Raw genomic sequence first — 20345 nt, forward strand, 5'->3', positions numbered from 1 at the left:
CTGTGCATCTAGCAAGTGTTCCCTGTGTGCCATCTGTTCCATTTTAATAATTGTCGTATTACTGACTGTGTAGCTGGCTTCATTCAAGGACGAGTGCCCACAACTGTTGACAGTACACGTTTGGTCAACGTATAGGCTCTACCGTTACATTATATGCCTTGGTGCCAACTTTGATAATCAGAAGTATGGCAGAATTGCCTTCGATGAGTGGTTTTATGATTGAGTACAATTTGTAACAATATATTTCATCATGATTTTTTTGAGGTGGTCACAATTTTCCTTAGATCCTTTAAAAGAAGCATTAGCATCGGAATTAAACGAAACACGTAAATTCATTCTTGATTTTTCATTAGCTTCTATAAAATCATATTCTATCTTTTCCATAGCCCAAAAAGCAACATTATTTTTTAAGGAGCACATAAAAAAGTCAGGTAACTTTATAAAATTGTTTGATACCATCACGAAACTTTCTGAAAATAAGTTGATATCTTCATACACTCTTTCTCCATCCGCATTTATATATTCATCTATGAAAATATCTTCTATTTTTTCACTACACACATTTTGATAAAAATTGTAAATCTCTTCTATCTTTTCTTGGAGAATTACTCCTATTCCTATCTTTTCAAAATATTCTAAAAAATCCTTATGTTGGCTAAATTCTACATTTTCACTCATATGGAATCCTCCTCTATAGGTTTTAATAAATTCAAAATATCACTATCCTCAGCTGCAAATTCATTTCCACTTTGAAAAGATAATTTATTTTTTCGATTCCTTATATCCATAATCATTCCTTCCATATAGTGAAGTATGTGACCTACATAATTTGCAGCAAATTCATCACTTTTATAGTTCCATTTCCATGAATCTGATTGTTTTCCACTACTTATTCTTTTATCTTCATAGTACGTATGTAATAATTTACGTATAACTTCTTGTAACTGAGTTGTTATTTGAATTTCAATAAAAACATCTATTTTTTTTGTATCCCAGTCATATTTTGGAATTTCAAATGTTTGTTTTATATCAATATGCGCTGCATAATATCCTTCATCCTTTGCTTCAAAAGAGATTTCACATGGCAACCCATTTTCTTTACAAACAGACTTTATTATGCTAATCAAAAACTCAATACCATCTAGGTATTTCACAACAAATAATGTTCTAACAATATCGCCTGTTTTTTCATACCAATTGTCGGGAAGCATCCATCCCTTCTCTGGTTCATTAGGCCAATTATTATTATTTACAACATTTTTTCTAAAAGTTTTTAATATGAATGATTCATAGGTTTTTTCATTTAATTCCGGAACAAAATTGGGACTAAAAAGTTTATACCCATTTGTTTTCAGGTTGTACTTCTCATCATAATCTTTTAAATTTTGACATAATTCAGTCCACAATTCGGAATCCTTGAAACCATCACTGATTATTCCTCTTACAGAATTGTAATGATTTTCAGTTCTATTTGATATAGCTATACCAAATTTTGTTTTGAGCCATTTTTTGTATTCTTCAATATTTAATGGTTTATCTTCTATAATATCATACGAGGATTTCAACGTTGCAGATATCTTTGGCTCTTTATTTTGTGATTTCAGTTCTTCTAATTCGGCACAAACCAGATTATACTTTTCACAAAGTTCATTATAGTCCTCATTAAGAACATTGTCACTATCAGATTCCGACAAGTTTGGTTTTTCTATAATCATAAAAGATTACCATATCCCCATTTAGTGATGTTCTATAAAAACATGTAATCAGTTATTTTTAAGATATATATAACTATTTTTTGAAATCTTCAGATTTTGATTTAAGTGCTGAATATTCTCACCATCCTATAAATCACTCTCAAATATTAAAAGAACAATTGTTTCTCAAGTTAACTTTTTACTGATGTTTTTTGAGATTTTTTATTATATTCGTTGATTGTTTTCTCAAATTAACTCTTGTTGAAAAAACTGGTTTACTTGATTGAAATGATACTCTATTTATTTTTTGTTTCTTTGCGATTAAACTATGAATTATGACAAAAGCCGATACTAAAAGTAGAATTGTTCCAACGGTTACTTATAATGAATCTAACATGTGAAGTCAAACTACTCTTATTCTAGATTAAAAAGGAACACATGGAACAGTTAGAACACTTCATATCTATACAGTACAATGCATGATACAATGTATTTTTATTAAAACATGATATTTATATAAAGGTAGAAGCGTACCATGCATTCTACCTCATTGTACTCCTGGCAAGTGTTCCATGCGTACCATCTGTTCCATTCAGTTCATACTTGCTGCATACCTCTTTGATCTTAACACTTCGGGGCAGTCTGGATTTTTATCATCCGACTCTTCATCCGTGTAATAGTATCGTTGAATAATTTCACGCCAGACATTTTCATCCGGTACAACATACAGGCGTGTTTTCTTAGACTTCTCTTGCAGTCTCACGGTCTTTTGTTCAGTTGTCATGCCTATGCTTGCTAAGGTTTGGGATGCCGTTTTAGCAGTTGTTCCATGACCTTTTGCAACCATTGAAGGCGTGACAGCCAAAATTCCATCATCCGTGGAATATTGAGCAAAATCAAGGTGTGGTTCATCTTCACCTTTTGCAAGGGAATAAACGTAATTGAACATCGCTCCTTCCCATGATTTTGACCGCAAATCCTTGAGTTCATCCTGGCGCCGGCCTATATAGTTCCTGAACCTTTCTTCCCCATCCGGCAGCAGTTGAAGCGTTAATGATAGTGGGATAGTTAGCTGTTTCAATCGCCCTTCGATTTCCATATCTCTGCAATCTATGAGGTTGTTGGGGTCAACACGATTCCAGTTCCGCAGCACAAAACGAGTGATGGTGCCCCTAATATTTTCTACACATTCGTTGTATTCAGGTGGCAGATTTGACGGGATGTCCTTTCTTGTAGTTTCCCTCGGAGCAAATGATAGCAAACGCCCCTCTGTAGCATTATCCTGGAAAGGGTTCCGCATCGCAATGACCTTGGGGCAGAATGGATCGAAGAATTCCTGCTCTTGATGGTTGGCTTTGTTAGTTTTAATGAACAGGCGCCCTTCCTCGAAACCGAGATTGAGATATTTTATTATCGTACTCTCAGCGCCGCCATTAAAATCCGCTTCATCTATCTTTAGTGTTCCATTCCATTTCTCCTTGAATCTCATGATTCCGCTTGAAGTACTTGCTCCTTCAGCAGTTATTGGATAGAAGCAAAGGTCAGAGATAACCTTCAGAAATCGGGACTTTCCTTTGCCTGTATCACCAATGAAGCGCAAGTATGGGGTCGTGTTAAGCTTCTTGTAGAACCATGTGAACAAGATATAATGGATGAACATTTCCATATCAAGATCAGGGGCATCAATGTACCTCTTCATATGATTGTGGATTAAGTCACACAATTCATCCGTTTCTATATCCGGTGCTTCATCAATGAACTCCCTTATCGGTACTCCAACAATTGGCACAAGAGCGCCATTATGGGATGGAAGAGATTGAGGATAGATATCTTGTCCATCTTTCTGAATGCTAGGTGCATAGGATATTTGGCTGCTTTCCATGTATGCGAACTCGGGCCAGCCGGCTTTATCCATGACACTCAGATAGATTCTATCTTCAGTGATTACAAAAGACCTGTTAATTGTCTCTAAATTGGTTTTAACAGGTTCTGGATCACTTTCCTCAGGTTCAATTGAGGCTTCTTCTTCCTTCGCTTTTCTGTGCTTTTCAATTGCAATTATTGCTGTATTTCTCATATCCTCCTGAGGAATTGATTCCTCGTTTTCGTTATGGAAATCAAAGAGTTTTCCAGCATTTTTAAATTCATTCATATTTCTTCCTTGGACATCGTGATTTTAATGTCCTATTTTTTCAAAAGCAAAGCTCATGCATTTTAAGAGTATTATCCAAAACCACCCCTGTAGAAATGATTTAGCACATCTGAACGGAGGGGGCTGAACAAAAATTCAATCCGCAGAGATGCTTTTGATTATTGCCCCAAATTGTTTGAGGACTTTTTGTTCGTAAATGATTCTATACTTACTGCATTTTAGTTATGCAGGGTTTCAAAAAGATGGTCGGCGACCGAATATTCGACAACCACGAAAACGCCGCGCAAAGAATGAGGAGAAACACGCGGGCAGCAAAAAACTCCTCATCCTATACGTGTAAGGTGTTTGTTATATTAAGTTATCTGCTAACAAAAAGGTATCATTAGGCACTAAGTCGCTGTTAACACCTGCAGTACATTTGCTACGAAAGTTATATATCGTAATAATCATATTTTTTAAGTTGTACAACCATTATTTGTACTATCATATAGAGGTGATTGATAATGAAACCTATAGGTGTATTCAAAATTACAAAACACAAGGCAAAGCCAAATATTGCCTATCCAATGGTCCGGTTGCCATCATCTTATGCCGCACTTATAGGGGATAATGCACACGTTTTTGAGATAGAATACAATGGGAAACCCTTGTTTTTAATCTCTTTAGATGAAGATGTGGATGAAAATCTAGTTGTACAACCTGCTGCACAAGCAACCCTTGAATCAAGGTTTGAAGCAGTAGAAAAACAGCTATCTCTCTTACAAAAATCAATATCAGAAGAAGAGAAAGTTGAAGATGGGCCCGCGGAGAGTCGAACTCCGGACCTCCGCCGTGTGAAGGCGACGTCATAACCAGCTAGACCACAGGCCCATGTATTAACTACAATAGGACTTCACATCTATATAATTATCGAATGTAACTGCCTGTTCAGTTTCAAAAATTAAGAATAAATATCTATTTTCAGATGCTGGCTGCAGCATAGGCTATCACTGCGTAACGTGCCAGTTTGCCAATAATCACGTATACTGAGAATATCTTGAAATTGAGTTTAAGGATTCCACCAAAAACAGTAATGGCATCACCCACGACAGGTACCCAGGTGAACAAAAGGGCGTATGATCCGTATCTTTTGAACCAATCGTCTGCCCTGCCAAGGTTCTTCTTCGAGATGGAGAGGTATTTCTCGATGATATCGATACGTCCCTTAAGGCCGATATAGTAACTGGTACAGGCACCAAGATAATTGCCTATCGTTGCCACTGAAACCACTAACATGAAATTGAAATCCGACCTGATAAGCAGTATGACAAGAGCTTCCGAACCCAGTGGAAGTACTGTGGATGCCAGAAAGCTTGTAATGAAAAGGCTGATGTATCCGTAATCTGCAATATTTGCAGCTAGCTGTTCTAACATTTCTTCTCCTTCATTCAATATCGTTTAAGATATTATTGGTAATTCCCTGTTCATCTATAAGATTACATCCTTATGGTGGTGTTTTCTTTTTAGTACCATATTTAAAAATTTGTTGAAAAGCAAGGTTATTATATAATCTATCTATATATTAGTTCACAGACTCATTCTATTTATCCATGTATTGAAAGATACTATTGGTACTATCCATGAACGAACAGCACAGGTTTAAGTTACTTATTGTGGATGATGAGCCACTCAATGTACGGCTGCTTCAAACCCAGCTAATGCAGGAATATGATACTGTGGGTGCTTTTAGTGGTATCGAAGCAATTGAGTTACTGTCTTCGGAAAAACCTGACCTTGTTCTTTTGGATGTGATGATGCCTGAGATGGATGGATATGAGGTATGCAGAAGAATAAAATCATCCGAAGAAACAAATTTCATTCCGGTGGTGATCGTAACTGCACTTACTTCAAAAAGCGGTATGCTTGAGGGCATAGAAGCAGGGGCCGATGATTTTCTTATCAAGCCGCTTGACAAGACTGAGGTTACCCTGAGAGTAAGGAACCTACTGCGGAACAAGCAACTGCATGATAATCTCCTGGCTGAAAGTGAAAGGGCAAAAAAATACCTTGATATTGCAGGTAACATGATTCTCATAGTTGACCGCGATCGTAAGGTAGTTGTTGCCAATGCTCAATGTTGCCAGATACTGGGCTACAAAGAGGATGAATTGATAGGAAAAGATTGGTTCAATATGGCTATTTATCCTGATGAAAAAAATGAGACCATATCTACCTTCAACAGAATTATCTCCGGTGAACACGAACAATTCAGAAATTATGAAAATGATATTGTATCAAAGAATGGAATTAAGCACCGGATACTATGGAATAATTCCTACCTGACCGATGACTCGGGTAAAATATTACAAGTAATCAGTTCAGGTACTGATATTACTGAGAAACGTCTTGCTGAAGATAAATTAAAAGAATCCGAAGAGAGATTCCGTCTGATAGCTGAAAACACTACAGATGTCATCTGGACAATGAGTAAGGAATGTACTTTTTTCTACGTCAGTCCCTCTGTCCAGAAACTAAGGGGTTACACTCATGAAGAAGTCTGTGCACGACATTACCTGAAATATTTCCGCCTGAAAGTCTCATGAACATAAGCAGTAGGGTAAAAAGGTTTTTTGATGACTTCGAAAAAGGTATTTTTGATGGCCGTAAAGAAATATTTGAGATTGAGCAATATCATAGGGATGGTCATGCTGTATGGCCAGAAGCTGTTGCAAACGCAGTTTTTGATGAAAGCGGCAAATTCAAATTTTTCTTAGGAGTTACTCGTGAAATAACTGAGAGGAAAGAGGCGGAAGAATCAATTAGGCAATATGCTGATGAGCTTTCAAAAGCAAATGAATCCCTTGAGATCCTTGATAAGATGAAAGATGAATTCATCTCCAATCTGAGCCATGAACTTAAAACTCCCCTTATATCCATCAAAGGTTACAGTGAACTCGTCCACGATGAGGTGCTGGGTACACTAAATGATGCACAAAAAATGCCATGAGAATAGTGCTCGAAAAATATGATCATTTAAGTTTCCTGCTGGATTCGCTTATCTATCTCAGTATCGTGAAATCCGGAAGGGTGAATTACAGGTTTGACCCTATTCAGGTTGAAGACAGTTTGAGAAAAGTATCCGAATATTTCTCATTCAAGGCAGGCGATAGGGGCATATCCATCAAAAAGGAAGTTGAAGATAAGCTGCCTCTGATAATGGGTGATGTGGAATATATTCCATTCATTTTCAGGTCGCTGATAGATAATGCCATTAAGTTCAGTCCTGATGGCGGCAACATATACATCTCTGTCTTTGAGGACCAGGGTGATGTTCATATTTCTATCAAGGATGAAGGCATTGGAATTCCCATGAAGGAATTATCTCATATATTTGATCGTTTTTACCAGATCGACGGCTCCAATTCGAGAAGATATGGGGGTAATGGTCTTGGATTGTATGTTAGTAAGTCCATAGTTGAGATTCACGGTGGAAATATCTGGATAGAAAGTGAGGAAGGCAGGGGTACCACAGTTCACGTGATCTTCCCTGGCTACATACCTGAATGAGTTTGATATAATTCCTGTTTTACTCTTATCGAAAAATCTCTTTATGGTATCAAGGCCATATTGCATCTGATGTCTGTAGAAATCATTGTTTCCCGATTGAAAAAGTTGTATCCCAATGGATATTTTCACATAAACAGAGACCCTTTCTATCTTCTGATATCCACGGTCCTTTCCCAGCGCACCCGTGATGAAGTAACCATTCCCACAAGCCAGAAGCTTTTTTCAGTGTTCAGCACCCCACAGGAAATGGCAGAGGCAAGTGCCGGGGAAATTCAGGAATTGATCAAAGAGGTGGGTTTTTACAGGGTAAAAGCCCAGCGCATAATCGACATATCTCACATGATCCTCATGGACTACGGGGGAATAGTTCCTGACACCATGGAAGAGCTTCTTAAACTGCCGGGAGTTGGCCGCAAAACGGCTAATTGCGTGCTGGGTTATGCATATGACCAGGATGTCATAGCTGTGGATACCCATGTTCACAGGATATCCAATCGCATGGGTCTTGTTAACACTTCAACCCCTGATGAAACTGAACTAGAACTTGAGAAGATAGTGCCCAGGGATGCCTGGAAGGAAATAAACGGGCTCATGGTACTGTTCGGCAAGCAAATATGTCGTCCTACATCTCCAAAATGTGATGTCTGTATTATGAATGATATCTGTCCCAAGATAATCTAGTTCTTAATAAACTAAAAAAGGGAGTTTTGACAAACTATTTATCTATACATACTATATAAAGCACAAATCTTGTATTTTGTGCCGTAACTATAATATAAAAATTGCCAGTTTAGCACGAGTACTGATTGATTTGATAAATAAATTGATCTAATTAATAAATTAACATTTATCTAGTATATATGTAGGTGAACCATGTTACTAATCGGAGAAGCATTAATAGGCGAGGCACCAGAACTCGCACACATCGACCTTATGATCGGAGAGAAAAACGGTCCAGTAGGTCAGGCATTCGCAAACGGTCTTACACAGTTATCAGCAGGTCACACACCTCTGCTTTCAGTGATCCGTCCAAACCTTCCAGCAAAGCCAGCTACACTTATCGTCCCTAAGGTCACAGTAAAGAACATGGACCAGGCTGCTCAGATATTCGGTCCTGCACAGGCTGCAGTGTCCAAAGCTGTTGCAGATGCTCTTGAAGAAGGCGCATTTGGCGATATGGATATTGAAGACATAGTTGTTGTTGCAAGCGTCTTCATCCACCCTGAAGCAACTGACTACAACAAGATCTACAGATACAACTACGGAGCTGCAAAATTGGCTGTAAAACGCGCAGTAGATGGTTTCCCTAACGTTGACACCGTACTCGCAGAGAAAGACAGAATGGGTCACGCAATCATGGGATTCAAGGTATCCAGACTCTGGAACCCACCATACCTTCAGGTTGCACTTGACAATCCAAACCTTCCTGTTATTCTTGACATCGTCAAGCAGATTCCAAAGAGCGACCACGTTATCCTTGAAGCTGGTACACCTCTTATCAAACGCTATGGCGTTGACGTTATCTCCAAGCTCAGAGAGATCCGCCCTGACGCATTCATAGTTGCTGATCTTAAGACACTCGACACAGGTAACCTCGAGGCACGTATGGTGGCAGATGCAACAGCAGACGCAATTGTTGTTTCCGCACTTGCTCCAATAGCAACTCTTAACAAGGTAATTGAAGAGGCACACAAGACAGGTATCTATGCTGTAATGGACACACTCAACTGTGATGATCCTATAGCTGTACTTGAGCAACTCGATGTTTACCCGGATGTAGTTGAACTCCACCGTGCAATTGATATCGAAGGTACTGCACACGCATGGGGCAGCATAGAAGGTATCAAGGCACTCTCACCAAAGATCCTGGTGGCAGTTGCTGGTGGTGTACGTATCGACACAATGCCGGATGCACTCAGCGCAGGTGCAGACGTTCTTGTAGTTGGCAGAGCAATCACCAACGCTAAGGATGTAAGACAGGTTGCAGAGAAGTTCATTGAAGGTCTCAACAACCCGGAAATTGATCAGTTCAGAGTAATGACTGATTTCTAAACGTGCGGCAAACGTGTGTAATCCACACGTTTACCTTTTTCTTTTCAGTTTCTTTTTGTCCTTTGCCTTTTTTTTGCCTTTTATATTTATAGTTGAAGTTACATCTATACTTCTACATTCATTACACGTATAGTGATATTCATATTGGAGTGATAGAATTTGAGTTCTACATTGATAGTCCTGAACCTCAAGACATATCTTGAAGGTACAGGCGAAGGCGCCGTAAAGGTTGCACAGGCATGTATGGAAGTTGCAGATGATTCAGGGATCGAAATTGGTGTCGCACCTCAGTTCTGTGACATCTATCGTGTTGCATCACAGGTAGACCTCCCGGTCTATGCACAGAGTCTTGACCCTGTGGGTGCGGGCAGCTTTACAGGACATGCATTCGGACAATGTGTTAAAGATGCAGGAGCCGTTGGCACTCTTATCAACCACTCTGAATGTCGTCTCACACTTGCAAACATCGATGCATCAATTACAACAGCAAAAGCTCTTGACATTAAAACTATAGTCTGCACGAACAACGTTGCAACCTCAGCAGCTGCAGCAGCACTCGGCCCTGACTATGTAGCTGTGGAACCACCTGAACTTATCGGCTCGGGCATTCCTGTTTCAAAGGCAGACCCTGGAGTGGTTACCGGTTCAGTTGAAGCAGTGAAAAGGATAAACCCGGCAGTGCAGGTTCTCTGTGGTGCAGGAATCTCAAAAGGAGAAGACCTTGCAGCAGCTCTGGAACTTGGTTCTGTGGGTGTTTTGCTGGCGTCAGGAATTGTAAAAGCAGCAGACCCAAAAGCTGCACTTGAAGACCTTGTAAGTAAGGTTTGATATCCTTAAAGTAAAAAGGTACGTCATGTACCTGATTTATGTTTTTTTTGGTCTTAATTCAAAATATACGGATCTTAGCCTCTTATCTGGCATCCAATGCCTGTTAAAAGAGTCTCGACCTCATGCCGGATATTTTCAGGCTCATGATCACCAAGGATCTTCAGGCGGAAAGTGACGCTCATTCTATCGCTATCTTCCAGCCCTGCGTATGTATCGATAATTTCTACATCAACTATATTTTCGTTGCACTGGATGATTCCTTTGATTATTTCAGGGTCCGAACCATTGGGTACAAATGCTGATACGTCTCTTAGATGATGCTCGAGATCTGTAGTCTTCCATGCGTGCATCTCTTCTTCTGAAAGCAATCGAATGTTCTCTATCTTAAGAGTAACTTTCTTGCTACCTGTGTCCAGTATCACATTTCGTGGACTGACTCTTTCCACAATCCCTGCATGTACGGTATCGGAGTAGATGTGTCTCATGGCTCTTTCTTCTCCGATGGATGCCAGTAGCTGGTCAAATTCGGATATCTTGGAATTGATGAGCTTGTCAGAACGGCGTAGTGCAGCGGCAGTATCTCCAAAATGAGTCGCAGCATCTCTCATTTTGGTAATGAATCCTTCAACGTCGTGCTCTTCTACGATTCTTGACATGTCACTACATTCCTGCATGAATGCCTTATGGACTTTGAGAACTTCGGGATTCTCCATCTGGATGAATGCATAGAGGTACGGATTCTGGCCCAGTATTCTGCCAACGAAATCCACCATGATATCATAGACCGGGCTCATGAACCGTCGTGATTCACTGACGCTGAAATCAAGCCTGTTAAAAGTAGTGCCAATGGTAATGTAGGCAAAGTGTGTAAGTCCCTGGACCACGGAAACGAAATGGTCATGTTCCCGAGGGCTGATTATCTCTATGTGTGCTCCACTGGATTCGAAGAGTTCCCGCATTACGGGTAACCATTTCTCCGATCTTCCCTCGATGGGTGTGAGTATGAAGGTCTGTCCGTGAAGACTGGGTATGGATGGTCCGAACATGGGGTGTGTTCCCAGTATTCCCACGCCCTGCGGTGCATATTTCAACATCGCTTCTGTGGGTCCGACCTTCAGTGATGTGAGGTCCATTAACAGGCTGTCGTTTTTCATTTTAGGTGCAGTGTCTGCAATGACCCTTTCCGTGATATCGATGGGTACTGTGATAATAACTATATCACTTTCTGAAATGGAAGTATCGAGATCGTGGGCAAATTCCACTCCCAGGTGCTCGGCAATCTCTACTTTGCCGCTGCTGCCCCAGACGGTAACCTCGTAATCATTTTCCTTGAAGAAACGGGAGAACCATTGTCCCATTTCCCCGGTACCGCCGATGATCAGCACTTTCAAAGCTTAAGTCCCTCCAATACTGCCTTTTTCATCACATCAACAGGTGGCTCCACGCCGGTCCATATCCTGAAAGCTTCAGCTCCCTGGTAAACAAGCATCATCACACCGGTGATTGTTTTTGCGCCAGCCTTTTTTGCTTCTCTTAGCAAACGGGTTTCAAGAGGGTTGTACACAATGTCGAAAACTGTCAGGTTCGGATGCATGTCCTCTGCCGTTGCTATGCTTGTATCGATATTAGGATGCATTCCCAGGGTTGTACAGTTGATGAGTATATCTGATCCTGCTATCAGTTCTTTGAGATCATCAAGCCCGCATCCCCTGGCATTTCCAAATGAACTCACTTCCGTGGCAAGTTCCACTGCCTTTTCTTCGGTCCGGTTGGCTATTGTAATATTGGCTCCGTCCTTTGCAAACTGGAATGCTATTGCTCTGGAGGCGCCGCCTGCACCTACAATGAGAACATTAGATCCTGATATTGTAACTCCTTCTTCCTCAATACAGCGTTTGGCACCTATGCCGTCGGTGTTGTAGCCTTTCATTCCGTCCTTGAAGTCTATGGTATTAATTGCTCCAATGGCTGCTGCAAGGGGGTCGGCATCTACTATTTTTAATGCTTCCTGCTTGAGGGGTACTGTGAGATTCACTCCTCCAAAACCCATGGCCTGCGCCCTGAGTAAAGTGTCCTTCAGTCTTGCTGGTTTCACTCTGTATGCATGGTACGTGCAATCCATTCCCAGTTCCTTAAATGCAGCATTATGCATATTTGGTGACAGGGAATGCTCTATCGGGTCACCATAAACCGCAAAAATAGTTCTCAAAAGAGTATCTCCAGAGCTGACTTAAGTTCATGGATCTTTATCTGTCCGGGTGCTACGGCTTTGGCTATTGCTCCATATGTGAGGAGTGAGCCATAACATGGTGCTACTATGCGGCTGTGTTTTCCGATATCACCCATTGCGATGGTGCATATGGGTTTTTCCATGTCGGCGGTTGCCTGCAGCAGATCAAGAACATCCTGTCTGGTGTGGGCCATAACTGCCAGTTTGGCAATATCTGCACCTGCTTCATGTGCCCTCTCGAGTATGCTCTTCATTTCCGTAACGGACGGAGTAGCATCAAAATCGTGGGCTGAGACTATAATAGTAACATCGGCTGCTTTTGCTGCTTCTATGACTTTGCTGCGCTGGTCTGCATCTGCACTCAGCTCAATGTCCACGGCTTCAACAAAAGGCAGGATATCTATCAATAATGCAATTCTTTCATCCTCGCTGCCTTCCCACTTGCCACCGTCAGATTGTAACCTATTGGTTGCAATACACGGGAGCTTTGTGTTCACTTTTATCCTTTCAATGGTCTTCCTGGCTTCATCAAGGTCTGAAAAATTGAGAAGGTCAAGTCTCAATTCCAGCAGGTTCGCGCCAAGCCAGTTTGCAGCTTTAGCACTCTCAGCAGGATCGTCGTCTATCACTGAAACGATGGCGGGCTTCTCAGCAAGATCAAAGTTCCCTATCTTTACCATAAAGATACCTGCCTATTGTTCTATGATGGTTTCCTCGATCATCATTCCGAAATGACGTCCTACGTCCTCAGAATAGACCAGTATCTCATCGCCTGGTTTAAGTTCGGCCACTGATATGGGTTGCTTATCCTTTGTTACAAGCTTGATAGTTTCCGCATTCTGTAAGACGTTCTTGATGATCTTGCCGTTAAGGTCTGCTTCCACCAGTATGAGCGGTCTCCTTTCGATCTTGACCCTGCCTACAACTCCTGCTCTTTGCACACCACTTGCATTTACGATGGTAACTTCATCACCTGATTTGAGTTCTGACAGGTAACGTGTGTTTTCGCCAACTCTTACATATGCGTGAACTGCGCCAGCATTGACTCTGAAAGGTCGGGCTGCTACGTATGGACTTTCCTCTGATTCTGAGTGTACAAGGAACATGCCATTTGACTGTGAACCCACAAGCATTCCTTCGCCTTTTGTCATCAGGTTACAGGTATCGACACAAACACGGTCACCCATTCCCACAGCCTCTACCTTTGTAACAACAGCAGCTTGTAACTGGAGGCTCTGTGTGCCTGCACTTTCCACAACTGCTACTGTCTTTTTGATCTGGCTGAGGTCATCGGTGTCAAGTAGAACACCATCTGTTCCGTGTTCCATTGTCTCGAAGGCAAGCCTTGCTTCTTCTGAATCTTTGACGCCGGATATGAGTTTCACGTCTTTTTTCTGTAATCCTGTAATGAGGTTCTCAAGAGGAATGATCTGCCAGTCAGTACCGATAGTTATGAGGTAATCACAAACATTGCCCATCTCTGCTGCAAATTTCTCGTATTCTTTGTTGTGAATGACCACGTAACCTGCTACCTTGAATCCCTTTTCCTTGAGATTTAAGGCAGTGGTAATATCCAGTGAACCTGCGTAATCAGGGGGTAATGGTTTTGTGCCATCTCCTTCTCCTCCCTTTCCAATAACAATGACGTCAGCACCGTCTACTTTCTTGTTGGAAAAGGCTGCAACGTTTACATTACCGAGTTCTTTGACCTTCTTCACTTCATCAGCATTGACAAGTATATGGTCAACACCTGATTCCATCCCGGTTGTTATGATGGCTTTACGCTCATCCCAGCTTCCTTCGTCAGCTTTGATCCAGATTATTTTATTGTTCATGAGGGCACGTCCACAGGCACTGGTCTATTATATCACTTGAGCATTTCCAGTGCTTCTTCTACAGTTTTACTGTGATGCACTATCTCTGTTATCGCTTTTGTAATTTTGGTTGGGCTCTCATGCTGGAATACATTTCTTCCGATAGCAACACCCCTTGCGCCGCCTTCCATTGCACCCTTGATCATATGGAGGAACTCTTCATCGGTGTTTGTCTTTGGACCGCCTGCAATTACTATAGGTACAGGACATCCATTCACAACATCCTTGAATGAGTCAGGGTCACCTGTGTAAACGGTTTTAACAACGTCAGCACCAAGTTCTGCCCCTATTCTTGCAGCATGTGCAACGAGTTGCGGGTCATGTGGGTTGGTTACCTTCTTTCCTCTTGGGTACATCATTGCAAGCAGTGGCATTCCCCAGTAGTTGCACTGTTCAGCCACAGCTCCGAGTTGCTGTAACTGGTCAGCTTCGGTTTCAGAACCTACGTTCACATGAATTGAAACAGCATCAGCTCCCATTTTCACTACCTCTTCCACGCTGCAGACCTGTACCTTATTATTTGGGTCCGGGCCAAGTATTGTGGATGCGCTGATGTGGACAATAAGGCCTACATCATGTCCGTATCCTCTGTGGCCGTGTTTTACTATGCCTTTCTGCATAAGTATGGCATCTGCTCCACCATCGGCTACTTTATTAATGGAATCTGCGACATCGATCAGTCCTTTGATAGGTCCGTCTGATATTCCATGGTCCATGGGTATAAGCACTATGTTTCTACTGTCTCTATGCATAATTCTTTCAATTCGGATGCTCTTTCCAATATCAGTCATTTGTATTCCTTCCGATGGTTTGTGTTTTTATCGGGCAATACGTAATATCATGCCCGTGCTAGTGTGTGACATAGTAGCATAGTAATATATTTAAAGATTTTGCTAACGACCTGATAAAAATAGAAATAGGAGGTTTAAATATCTTTCAGAAAAGTTCCGATCTCTATTCCATTGTTGCCAATGTCGTAATTGATTAGATGCTTCTCATGGCTACTGCCATGCATTTTTAGAATAGAAAGAGATTTTTTGATCTCCTTGTCAATCTCCAAATTCCTGAGCAACAGCAGGTTGTCAACTATGGCTGATATGGGTATTTCAGAGAGGAGTATGTCACTTCCTGCAGCCATATTACCCTTTATCAAAACAGAAGTAACTCCTTTGTTCTTAAAAAGCCTTATCAGGTTGGATATATGTCCTTTTTTATCATTGATGTTGTCCACAACGATATCAAATGCAGAAATATCATCAATGAGAACTCTCTTAGCTTCCATTCTTTCAATATTTTCCTTTAGTTCAAAGGCATGCTTGCAGGAATTGATCTCAGAAGGAGGCGTATGGATTATTTTCACAAGTTCCTTTTCTTCCAGCTCTTCAAGGTTCAGTCCGAAATTTGAAGCATAGTACCTTAGTTCTCCTGGAGTTTCCTCAAAACTGTTGATGATTCCCACTTCTCCATTAAGGGCACCTTCAATTATGAACTGCAGTCCAAACAGGGTCTTGCCAGTACCTGTGTTGCCTGCGATAAGGGTTGAAGAGCGTTCTAGCAAACCGCCTCCCATATGCTCATCGAGTCCGGATATACCCACCTTGATCCTTTTCATGTCCCAATCAGGTTCAAGCACATCTGGCTCGATCCTTGGATATATGCTCATGCCTGAGGTTGATATCTCAAAAGCATGTTCTCCTTCGATATAGCTGGCAGTACCGAATTTTACAACTCTTATGCAACGCTTGCTTTTCCTGTGGCCTATATGCTGGGACAGGTGCACTACGCCATCGACAATGTCCGTGATCACCGATCTGCAGAGTTGTTCTGTTGACATGGTCCCTGTTAGGTATACAATGGCGTTCCATTCGCCTATGGCTGAGTTGAGCGAATACATGAACCTTCTTCTTTCTGCCTCAGGGAAGCCGAAGCCTATGGGTGTGACCGGATCGATCACAATATGGCTGGGTTTTAGGGAAGTTACCATGTTACTAAGTTCAACAAGAATGGTCAGTGGGTCCCTTTCAACTGAACTGATGTTGAAAGTGCGGATGTTCACCTTCTCATCAAAGAAATCATAGCTGGAAAGAACTCTCCGCATCATATCCTCTGATTTTGAAGTTACGCCGACATAGAGAACTGTTTCTCCCTCTCGGGCAGCAGAGCAAAGGGCCTGCACTCCAAGTGTGGTTCTCCCGGTGCCGGGGTTGCCTGCTATAAGCATGGTGAATGGTGGCTTTATGCCTCCTCCTAGTATTTCATCCAGTCCTGGTATACCCGTTGACTCAATCTCCAAAGTACTCCCTCTTTAAAATTGTCGGTAACTAAAGTAATTATATTTAGTTTTATATGAAAGTTCCTCTTCCCAACATAGTTTTGAGCTTGATTTTACTTAACGTTATTTATCAAGTACAGAGTATGAAAATGTCTTATAGGAAAAATAACAATATCAATGCATAGTATTAATACAATGATTTGAAATAAGGACAACAGATATGAATACATTGAAAATTCTTGTTATCAATAATTACGGACAGTTCTGCCATCTTATCCATCGTGCAGTGCGTGATCTGGACATGGACACAAAGGTAATCCCAAACACAACTTCCATAGAGGACATTCTTGCTGAGAAGCCGGATGGTATTGTTTTAAGTGGTGGCCCTTCCATGGAACGTGTAGGACTATGCCAGGAATATGTGGAAAAGCTGGATATTCCTATTCTAGGCATATGTCTTGGGCATCAGCTCATCGCAAAGACTTTCGGAGGAGAGGTTGGTTCAGGTGTGTCTGGTGGCTATGCTGACATAAATGTTGAGATCATCGAAGAGGACGACATCCTTAAAGGGCTTGGTCCAAGCACCTCGGTCTGGGCATCACATGCAGACGAAGTACTTACAATGCCTGAAGGTTTCATACAGCTTGCAAGATCAGATATATGTGAGATCGAGGCTATGAAACATCCTGAAAAGCCAATATATGGTGTGCAGTGGCATCCAGAGGTTGCACACACCGATAAAGGGGAAGAGTTGTTGATGAATTTCTTTGAGGTATGTGAGAATTATTAAGTCTCACATTCCCATTTTCTTCATCATTTTCTGCATATTGAATTTACCGCCACGCATTCCTTTCATGGCGCTCTGCATCATCTTATGATATTTGAGCAGTTCCCTGACATCATCGGCGCTGCATCCTGCTCCTCTTGCAATTCTCTTAATACGTGAACTGCCAATAAGGCGCGGGTTCAGCATTTCTTCTTCGGTCATGGAGTCCATTACAACCCTGTAACGACCCAGTTTATCTCCGGTGACCTGATACGCATCTTCGGGTATCTTGGCCCCAAGTCCTCCGAGCGGAAGCATCTGCATGATCTGCTTCATTGGCCCGAGTTTATTGATGCTCTCAAGCTGTTTGTACATGTCCTTGAGGGTGAATCTGCCTCTCATCATGGCTTCCATATCAAGGTCTTCTTCTCCGAGGGCTTCCTCTGCCTTCTCTATGAGACTCTTGATATCACCCATTCCAAGAAGTCTGGAAATGAATCTGTCCGGTTCAAACCTTTCAAGGTCTTCAGGTGTTTCTCCAACACCGATAAAAGCTATTGATGAATTGGTTTCGGATACGGCTGAAAGTGCTCCACCACCTTTTGCAGTACCATCAAGTTTGGATATTATTACGCCGGAAATTCCTATGGAATCGTTGAACGTACGTGCCTGCTCGCTTGCCTGCTGGCCAATGGCACCATCGAGTACCAGTAATTTGTAATCCGGCTTTGCAACATCATGGATATTCTCCATCTCCACTATGAGGTCCCCTTCAAGGGAGTGGCGACCTGCGGTATCCACGATAAGCACATCATGTTTTTGCAATTCCTTGAGTCCTCTCACAACTATGCCCACTGCATCAGGGTTGCCTTCCTCTCCATAGAAAGCCACATTGAGTTTGGTACAAAGCGTTTTAAGCTGCTGATATGCACCGGGGCGGAACGTATCCGCACAAACCACTGCAGGGCGCAAACCTTTACGCTGGAAATAGCGTGCAAGCTTTGATGTGGTGGTGGTCTTACCGCTTCCCTGCAAACCTATCATCATGATGGTCTGAGGTTTTAACGGAATATCAGTACTTTTTCCAATTATGTTGATGAGTTCCTGGTAAACAATCCTTATGATATGTTCCCTGGGGCTCATGCCTGATGGGACTTCTTCTTTGAGAGCACGCTCTTTTATGTGCTGTGACATTTCCATGACGAGCTTGACGTTCACGTCTGACTGAAGCAATGCTCTCTGGATGTCCTTGACAACTTCGTTTACAGTTCGCTCATCGATACGTCCTGATTTTACCAGTTTTTTAAGGGCATCCTGTAAAGAATTCCCGAGTTTGTCCATTACCATTTAAGGATCATCCTGTAAGTTCTACTATTTATTTGTTCTAATAAATGGGTAGTTCATATTTAACCCTAGTGGGATTGTGATTTTTTTGCAGATATATGTTATCTTCTCAAGTGCAAAAATATTCATGGCAAGTTTTGTGTCCCTGCACCTCTCAGGGCGTTACATCAACAAAAAAGAAAAAGAAAAAGAATATAGATATATGGTTTCTTACTCTTGTTTTGACTTCTCCGCGACCCTTCCTATCCAGATGGTAAATATAACTGCAAGAATAGTTACGAATATCGCATACGCCCATATACCCCAGGATGCAAGGAAATAAAGTGCTCTTACCTCTGCGAATAACGACTTGATCGCATCGTTCCATGCCAGGGCTGCTACCTACCCAAATGCTGCACTTATAAGCGCGGCTAATTTGTCAACCACTTCTCCTTTCAGAGCCTGTTTTCTCTGGATGCCGCCATCGTCCTGATTCTCATGATATCAGAACAACAGCTAACATTGCAGAGATGATCCCTATCCATTGTCTATATGTAAGCCGTTCCCTGAGGAATATCCATGCCAGGAGGACAGTTGCTGCAGGATATAGTGAGCTTAACACCGCTGCTATGTCTATTCTTCCTGCCTGGGCTGCCAGGGTATAGAATACATTTCCTCCGGAATCACAAATTCCTGCCAGGATGATGAGCGGGAGGTGCTTCATTTCGGGCATTTGCATGCCACCTTTGTAAACCCCTGCCAGAAGGAACATTGAAATGGAAGCGACCCTGGCTCCGACAAGAGGCCATAATATGCCAGTTCCGTTTAGCTGATCTATGAGTATCATGAAGAATCCAAAACCAAATCCTGCAATCAAGGGTAGTTTCAGGCGGCTGAGATGTATTGCACTATCGCTGTCCTCTCTTGATATCAACCAGACTCCGATAAGCGCAAAGAAGAAACCAAGTATCTGAATGCTGGCGGGAATTCCTTCCGACATCATTCCAAAAACGACGGGTACAAGTGCACTGGATACAGCGGTCACAGGGGCAACAACTCCCATTTTTTCGATGGAAAGTGCATGGTACAGTGCAAGTATACCAATCCCTCCTGAGATTCCGGCTGCAGCACCCCACATGATATTCTCGATGGATGGGGTATTTTCTCCCAGGGTCAATGCGACCAGTGACAGGATCAGAAGCCCGATAATTTGTGCAATAGTGGCAACACTTAGCACCTCATGCTTTTTTGTTGCAACCCCTCCACTAAAATCACCTGCACCCCAGAATGCTGCAGATATCAGTCCGAATATAACAACAGATAGTTCCATATGATTCCTCTTTGCAACATCGGGCTGGAAATAACTCTATGGTCGGGGTGTTTAAAAAGTATTAAAAAAGTGTTAAAATTAGTAGCGGGGGATGGATTCGAACCATCGGTCTACGGGTTATGAGCCCGTCGGGATCTCCTGGCTACCCCACCCCGCTTCTATGTATTTAGGTTGAGGTACTTCCCTAGTACGATGCCATTGCATATAAAGCAGTCTGAATGTAATATTGGATAATTGAATCTGATCCATCCTTGTAATGTCCGGCTGGAAATAACTCT

Annotated in this window: 20 protein-coding genes and 2 tRNA genes; 7 read left to right on the forward strand and 15 right to left on the reverse strand. The window is 41.9% G+C overall.

Annotation, left to right across the window (positions count from 1 at the left end; translation table 11 throughout):
* Positions 1 to 213: 213 nt before the first annotated feature.
* The 5 genes from V7O66_RS12220 to V7O66_RS12240 all read right to left on the reverse strand — a co-directional run bounded on the left by V7O66_RS12220 (position 214) and on the right by V7O66_RS12240 (position 5259).
* Positions 214 to 678 (reverse strand): hypothetical protein, encoded by a 465-nt coding sequence (locus tag V7O66_RS12220; RefSeq protein WP_406660587.1) that lies wholly within the window; start codon positions 676 to 678, stop codon positions 214 to 216.
* Positions 675 to 1715, reverse strand: coding sequence for a hypothetical protein (locus tag V7O66_RS12225; protein ID WP_406660588.1), 1041 nt, complete (start codon positions 1713 to 1715; stop codon positions 675 to 677). The genes V7O66_RS12220 and V7O66_RS12225 overlap by 4 nt, the downstream gene beginning before the upstream one ends.
* A 571-nt stretch (positions 1716 to 2286) precedes the next feature.
* A complete protein-coding gene (locus tag V7O66_RS12230) occupies positions 2287 to 3846 on the reverse strand; it encodes a hypothetical protein (protein WP_406660589.1) in 1560 nt (519 codons plus the stop codon).
* Between the two features lie 796 nt (positions 3847 to 4642).
* Positions 4643 to 4716: transfer RNA gene (locus V7O66_RS12235), tRNA-Val, on the reverse strand.
* Positions 4717 to 4806: 90 nt separating this feature from the next.
* Positions 4807 to 5259, reverse strand: coding sequence for a YqaA family protein (locus tag V7O66_RS12240; RefSeq protein ID WP_406660590.1), 453 nt, complete (start codon positions 5257 to 5259; stop codon positions 4807 to 4809).
* Between the two features lie 206 nt (positions 5260 to 5465).
* On the opposite strand from V7O66_RS12240, the gene V7O66_RS12245 reads away from it, so the two are divergent.
* The 6 genes from V7O66_RS12245 to tpiA all read left to right on the forward strand — a co-directional run bounded on the left by V7O66_RS12245 (position 5466) and on the right by tpiA (position 10272).
* On the forward strand, positions 5466 to 6428 hold the full coding sequence (locus V7O66_RS12245) for a PAS domain S-box protein (protein ID WP_406660591.1): 963 nt from the start codon (positions 5466 to 5468) through the stop codon (positions 6426 to 6428).
* The gene (locus tag V7O66_RS12250) at positions 6425 to 6832 is read left to right on the forward strand and encodes a histidine kinase dimerization/phospho-acceptor domain-containing protein (protein ID WP_406660592.1); all 408 of its coding nucleotides are present in this window, start codon (positions 6425 to 6427) and stop codon (positions 6830 to 6832) included. The genes V7O66_RS12245 and V7O66_RS12250 overlap by 4 nt, the downstream gene beginning before the upstream one ends.
* Entirely contained in the window at positions 6829 to 7392 is a 564-nt protein-coding gene (locus tag V7O66_RS12255) for a sensor histidine kinase (RefSeq protein ID WP_406660593.1), read from the forward strand. The genes V7O66_RS12250 and V7O66_RS12255 overlap by 4 nt, the downstream gene beginning before the upstream one ends.
* Positions 7393 to 7461: 69 nt before the next feature.
* Positions 7462 to 8073: an endonuclease III gene (gene nth / locus V7O66_RS12260; RefSeq protein WP_406660594.1), complete on the forward strand. Its 612-nt coding sequence runs from the start codon at positions 7462 to 7464 to the stop codon at positions 8071 to 8073.
* A 192-nt stretch (positions 8074 to 8265) separates the two neighbouring features.
* Positions 8266 to 9444, forward strand: coding sequence for a bifunctional 5,6,7,8-tetrahydromethanopterin hydro-lyase/3-hexulose-6-phosphate synthase (locus V7O66_RS12265; RefSeq protein WP_406660595.1), 1179 nt, complete (start codon positions 8266 to 8268; stop codon positions 9442 to 9444).
* Between the two features lie 159 nt (positions 9445 to 9603).
* Positions 9604 to 10272: a triose-phosphate isomerase gene (gene tpiA / locus V7O66_RS12270; RefSeq protein ID WP_406660596.1), complete on the forward strand. Its 669-nt coding sequence runs from the start codon at positions 9604 to 9606 to the stop codon at positions 10270 to 10272.
* Positions 10273 to 10346: 74 nt separating this feature from the next.
* Here the strand turns inward: tpiA and V7O66_RS12275 are convergent, their stop codons facing one another.
* From V7O66_RS12275 to V7O66_RS12300, 6 genes are all read right to left on the reverse strand, one after another.
* Complete coding sequence (locus V7O66_RS12275) at positions 10347 to 11663, reverse strand: prephenate dehydrogenase (protein WP_406660597.1); 1317 nt, start codon at positions 11661 to 11663, stop codon at positions 10347 to 10349.
* Entirely contained in the window at positions 11660 to 12481 is an 822-nt protein-coding gene (aroE, locus tag V7O66_RS12280) for a shikimate dehydrogenase (RefSeq protein WP_406660598.1), read from the reverse strand. The genes V7O66_RS12275 and aroE overlap by 4 nt, the downstream gene beginning before the upstream one ends.
* Complete coding sequence (gene aroD / locus V7O66_RS12285; RefSeq protein WP_406660599.1) at positions 12478 to 13182, reverse strand: type I 3-dehydroquinate dehydratase; 705 nt, start codon at positions 13180 to 13182, stop codon at positions 12478 to 12480. The genes aroE and aroD overlap by 4 nt, the downstream gene beginning before the upstream one ends.
* Before the next feature lie 12 nt (positions 13183 to 13194).
* Positions 13195 to 14337 carry a 3-dehydroquinate synthase II gene (locus V7O66_RS12290; protein ID WP_406660600.1) on the reverse strand — a complete coding sequence of 381 codons (1143 nt, stop codon included), beginning with the start codon at positions 14335 to 14337 and terminating at the stop codon, positions 13195 to 13197.
* Positions 14338 to 14369: 32 nt separating this feature from the next.
* On the reverse strand, positions 14370 to 15167 hold the full coding sequence (locus V7O66_RS12295; protein ID WP_406660601.1) for a 2-amino-3,7-dideoxy-D-threo-hept-6-ulosonate synthase: 798 nt from the start codon (positions 15165 to 15167) through the stop codon (positions 14370 to 14372).
* A gap of 134 nt (positions 15168 to 15301) precedes the next feature.
* The gene (locus tag V7O66_RS12300; protein ID WP_406660602.1) at positions 15302 to 16669 is read right to left on the reverse strand and encodes an RAD55 family ATPase; all 1368 of its coding nucleotides are present in this window, start codon (positions 16667 to 16669) and stop codon (positions 15302 to 15304) included.
* 199 nt (positions 16670 to 16868) lie between these two features.
* Between V7O66_RS12300 and V7O66_RS12305 the strand changes: the two genes are divergently transcribed.
* The gene (locus V7O66_RS12305; protein WP_406660603.1) at positions 16869 to 17438 is read left to right on the forward strand and encodes a GMP synthase subunit A; all 570 of its coding nucleotides are present in this window, start codon (positions 16869 to 16871) and stop codon (positions 17436 to 17438) included.
* 3 nt (positions 17439 to 17441) lie between these two features.
* Here V7O66_RS12305 and V7O66_RS12310 read toward each other — a convergent pair whose 3' ends face one another.
* The 4 genes from V7O66_RS12310 to V7O66_RS12325 all read right to left on the reverse strand — a co-directional run bounded on the left by V7O66_RS12310 (position 17442) and on the right by V7O66_RS12325 (position 20224).
* On the reverse strand, positions 17442 to 18761 hold the full coding sequence (locus V7O66_RS12310) for a signal recognition particle protein Srp54 (RefSeq protein ID WP_406660604.1): 1320 nt from the start codon (positions 18759 to 18761) through the stop codon (positions 17442 to 17444).
* Positions 18762 to 18968: 207 nt separating this feature from the next.
* The gene (locus V7O66_RS12315) at positions 18969 to 19130 is read right to left on the reverse strand and encodes a DUF5654 family protein (protein WP_406662655.1); all 162 of its coding nucleotides are present in this window, start codon (positions 19128 to 19130) and stop codon (positions 18969 to 18971) included.
* A 103-nt stretch (positions 19131 to 19233) separates the two neighbouring features.
* Positions 19234 to 20067, reverse strand: a complete 834-nt coding sequence (locus V7O66_RS12320) for an EamA family transporter (protein ID WP_406660605.1) — start codon at positions 20065 to 20067, stop codon at positions 19234 to 19236.
* Between the two features lie 82 nt (positions 20068 to 20149).
* Positions 20150 to 20224 (reverse strand) — tRNA-Met (locus V7O66_RS12325).
* Positions 20225 to 20345: the final 121 nt, after the last annotated feature.

The sequence above is a fragment of the Methanolobus sp. ZRKC3 genome (assembly GCF_045291275.1).
Classification (GTDB): domain Archaea; phylum Halobacteriota; class Methanosarcinia; order Methanosarcinales; family Methanosarcinaceae; genus Methanolobus.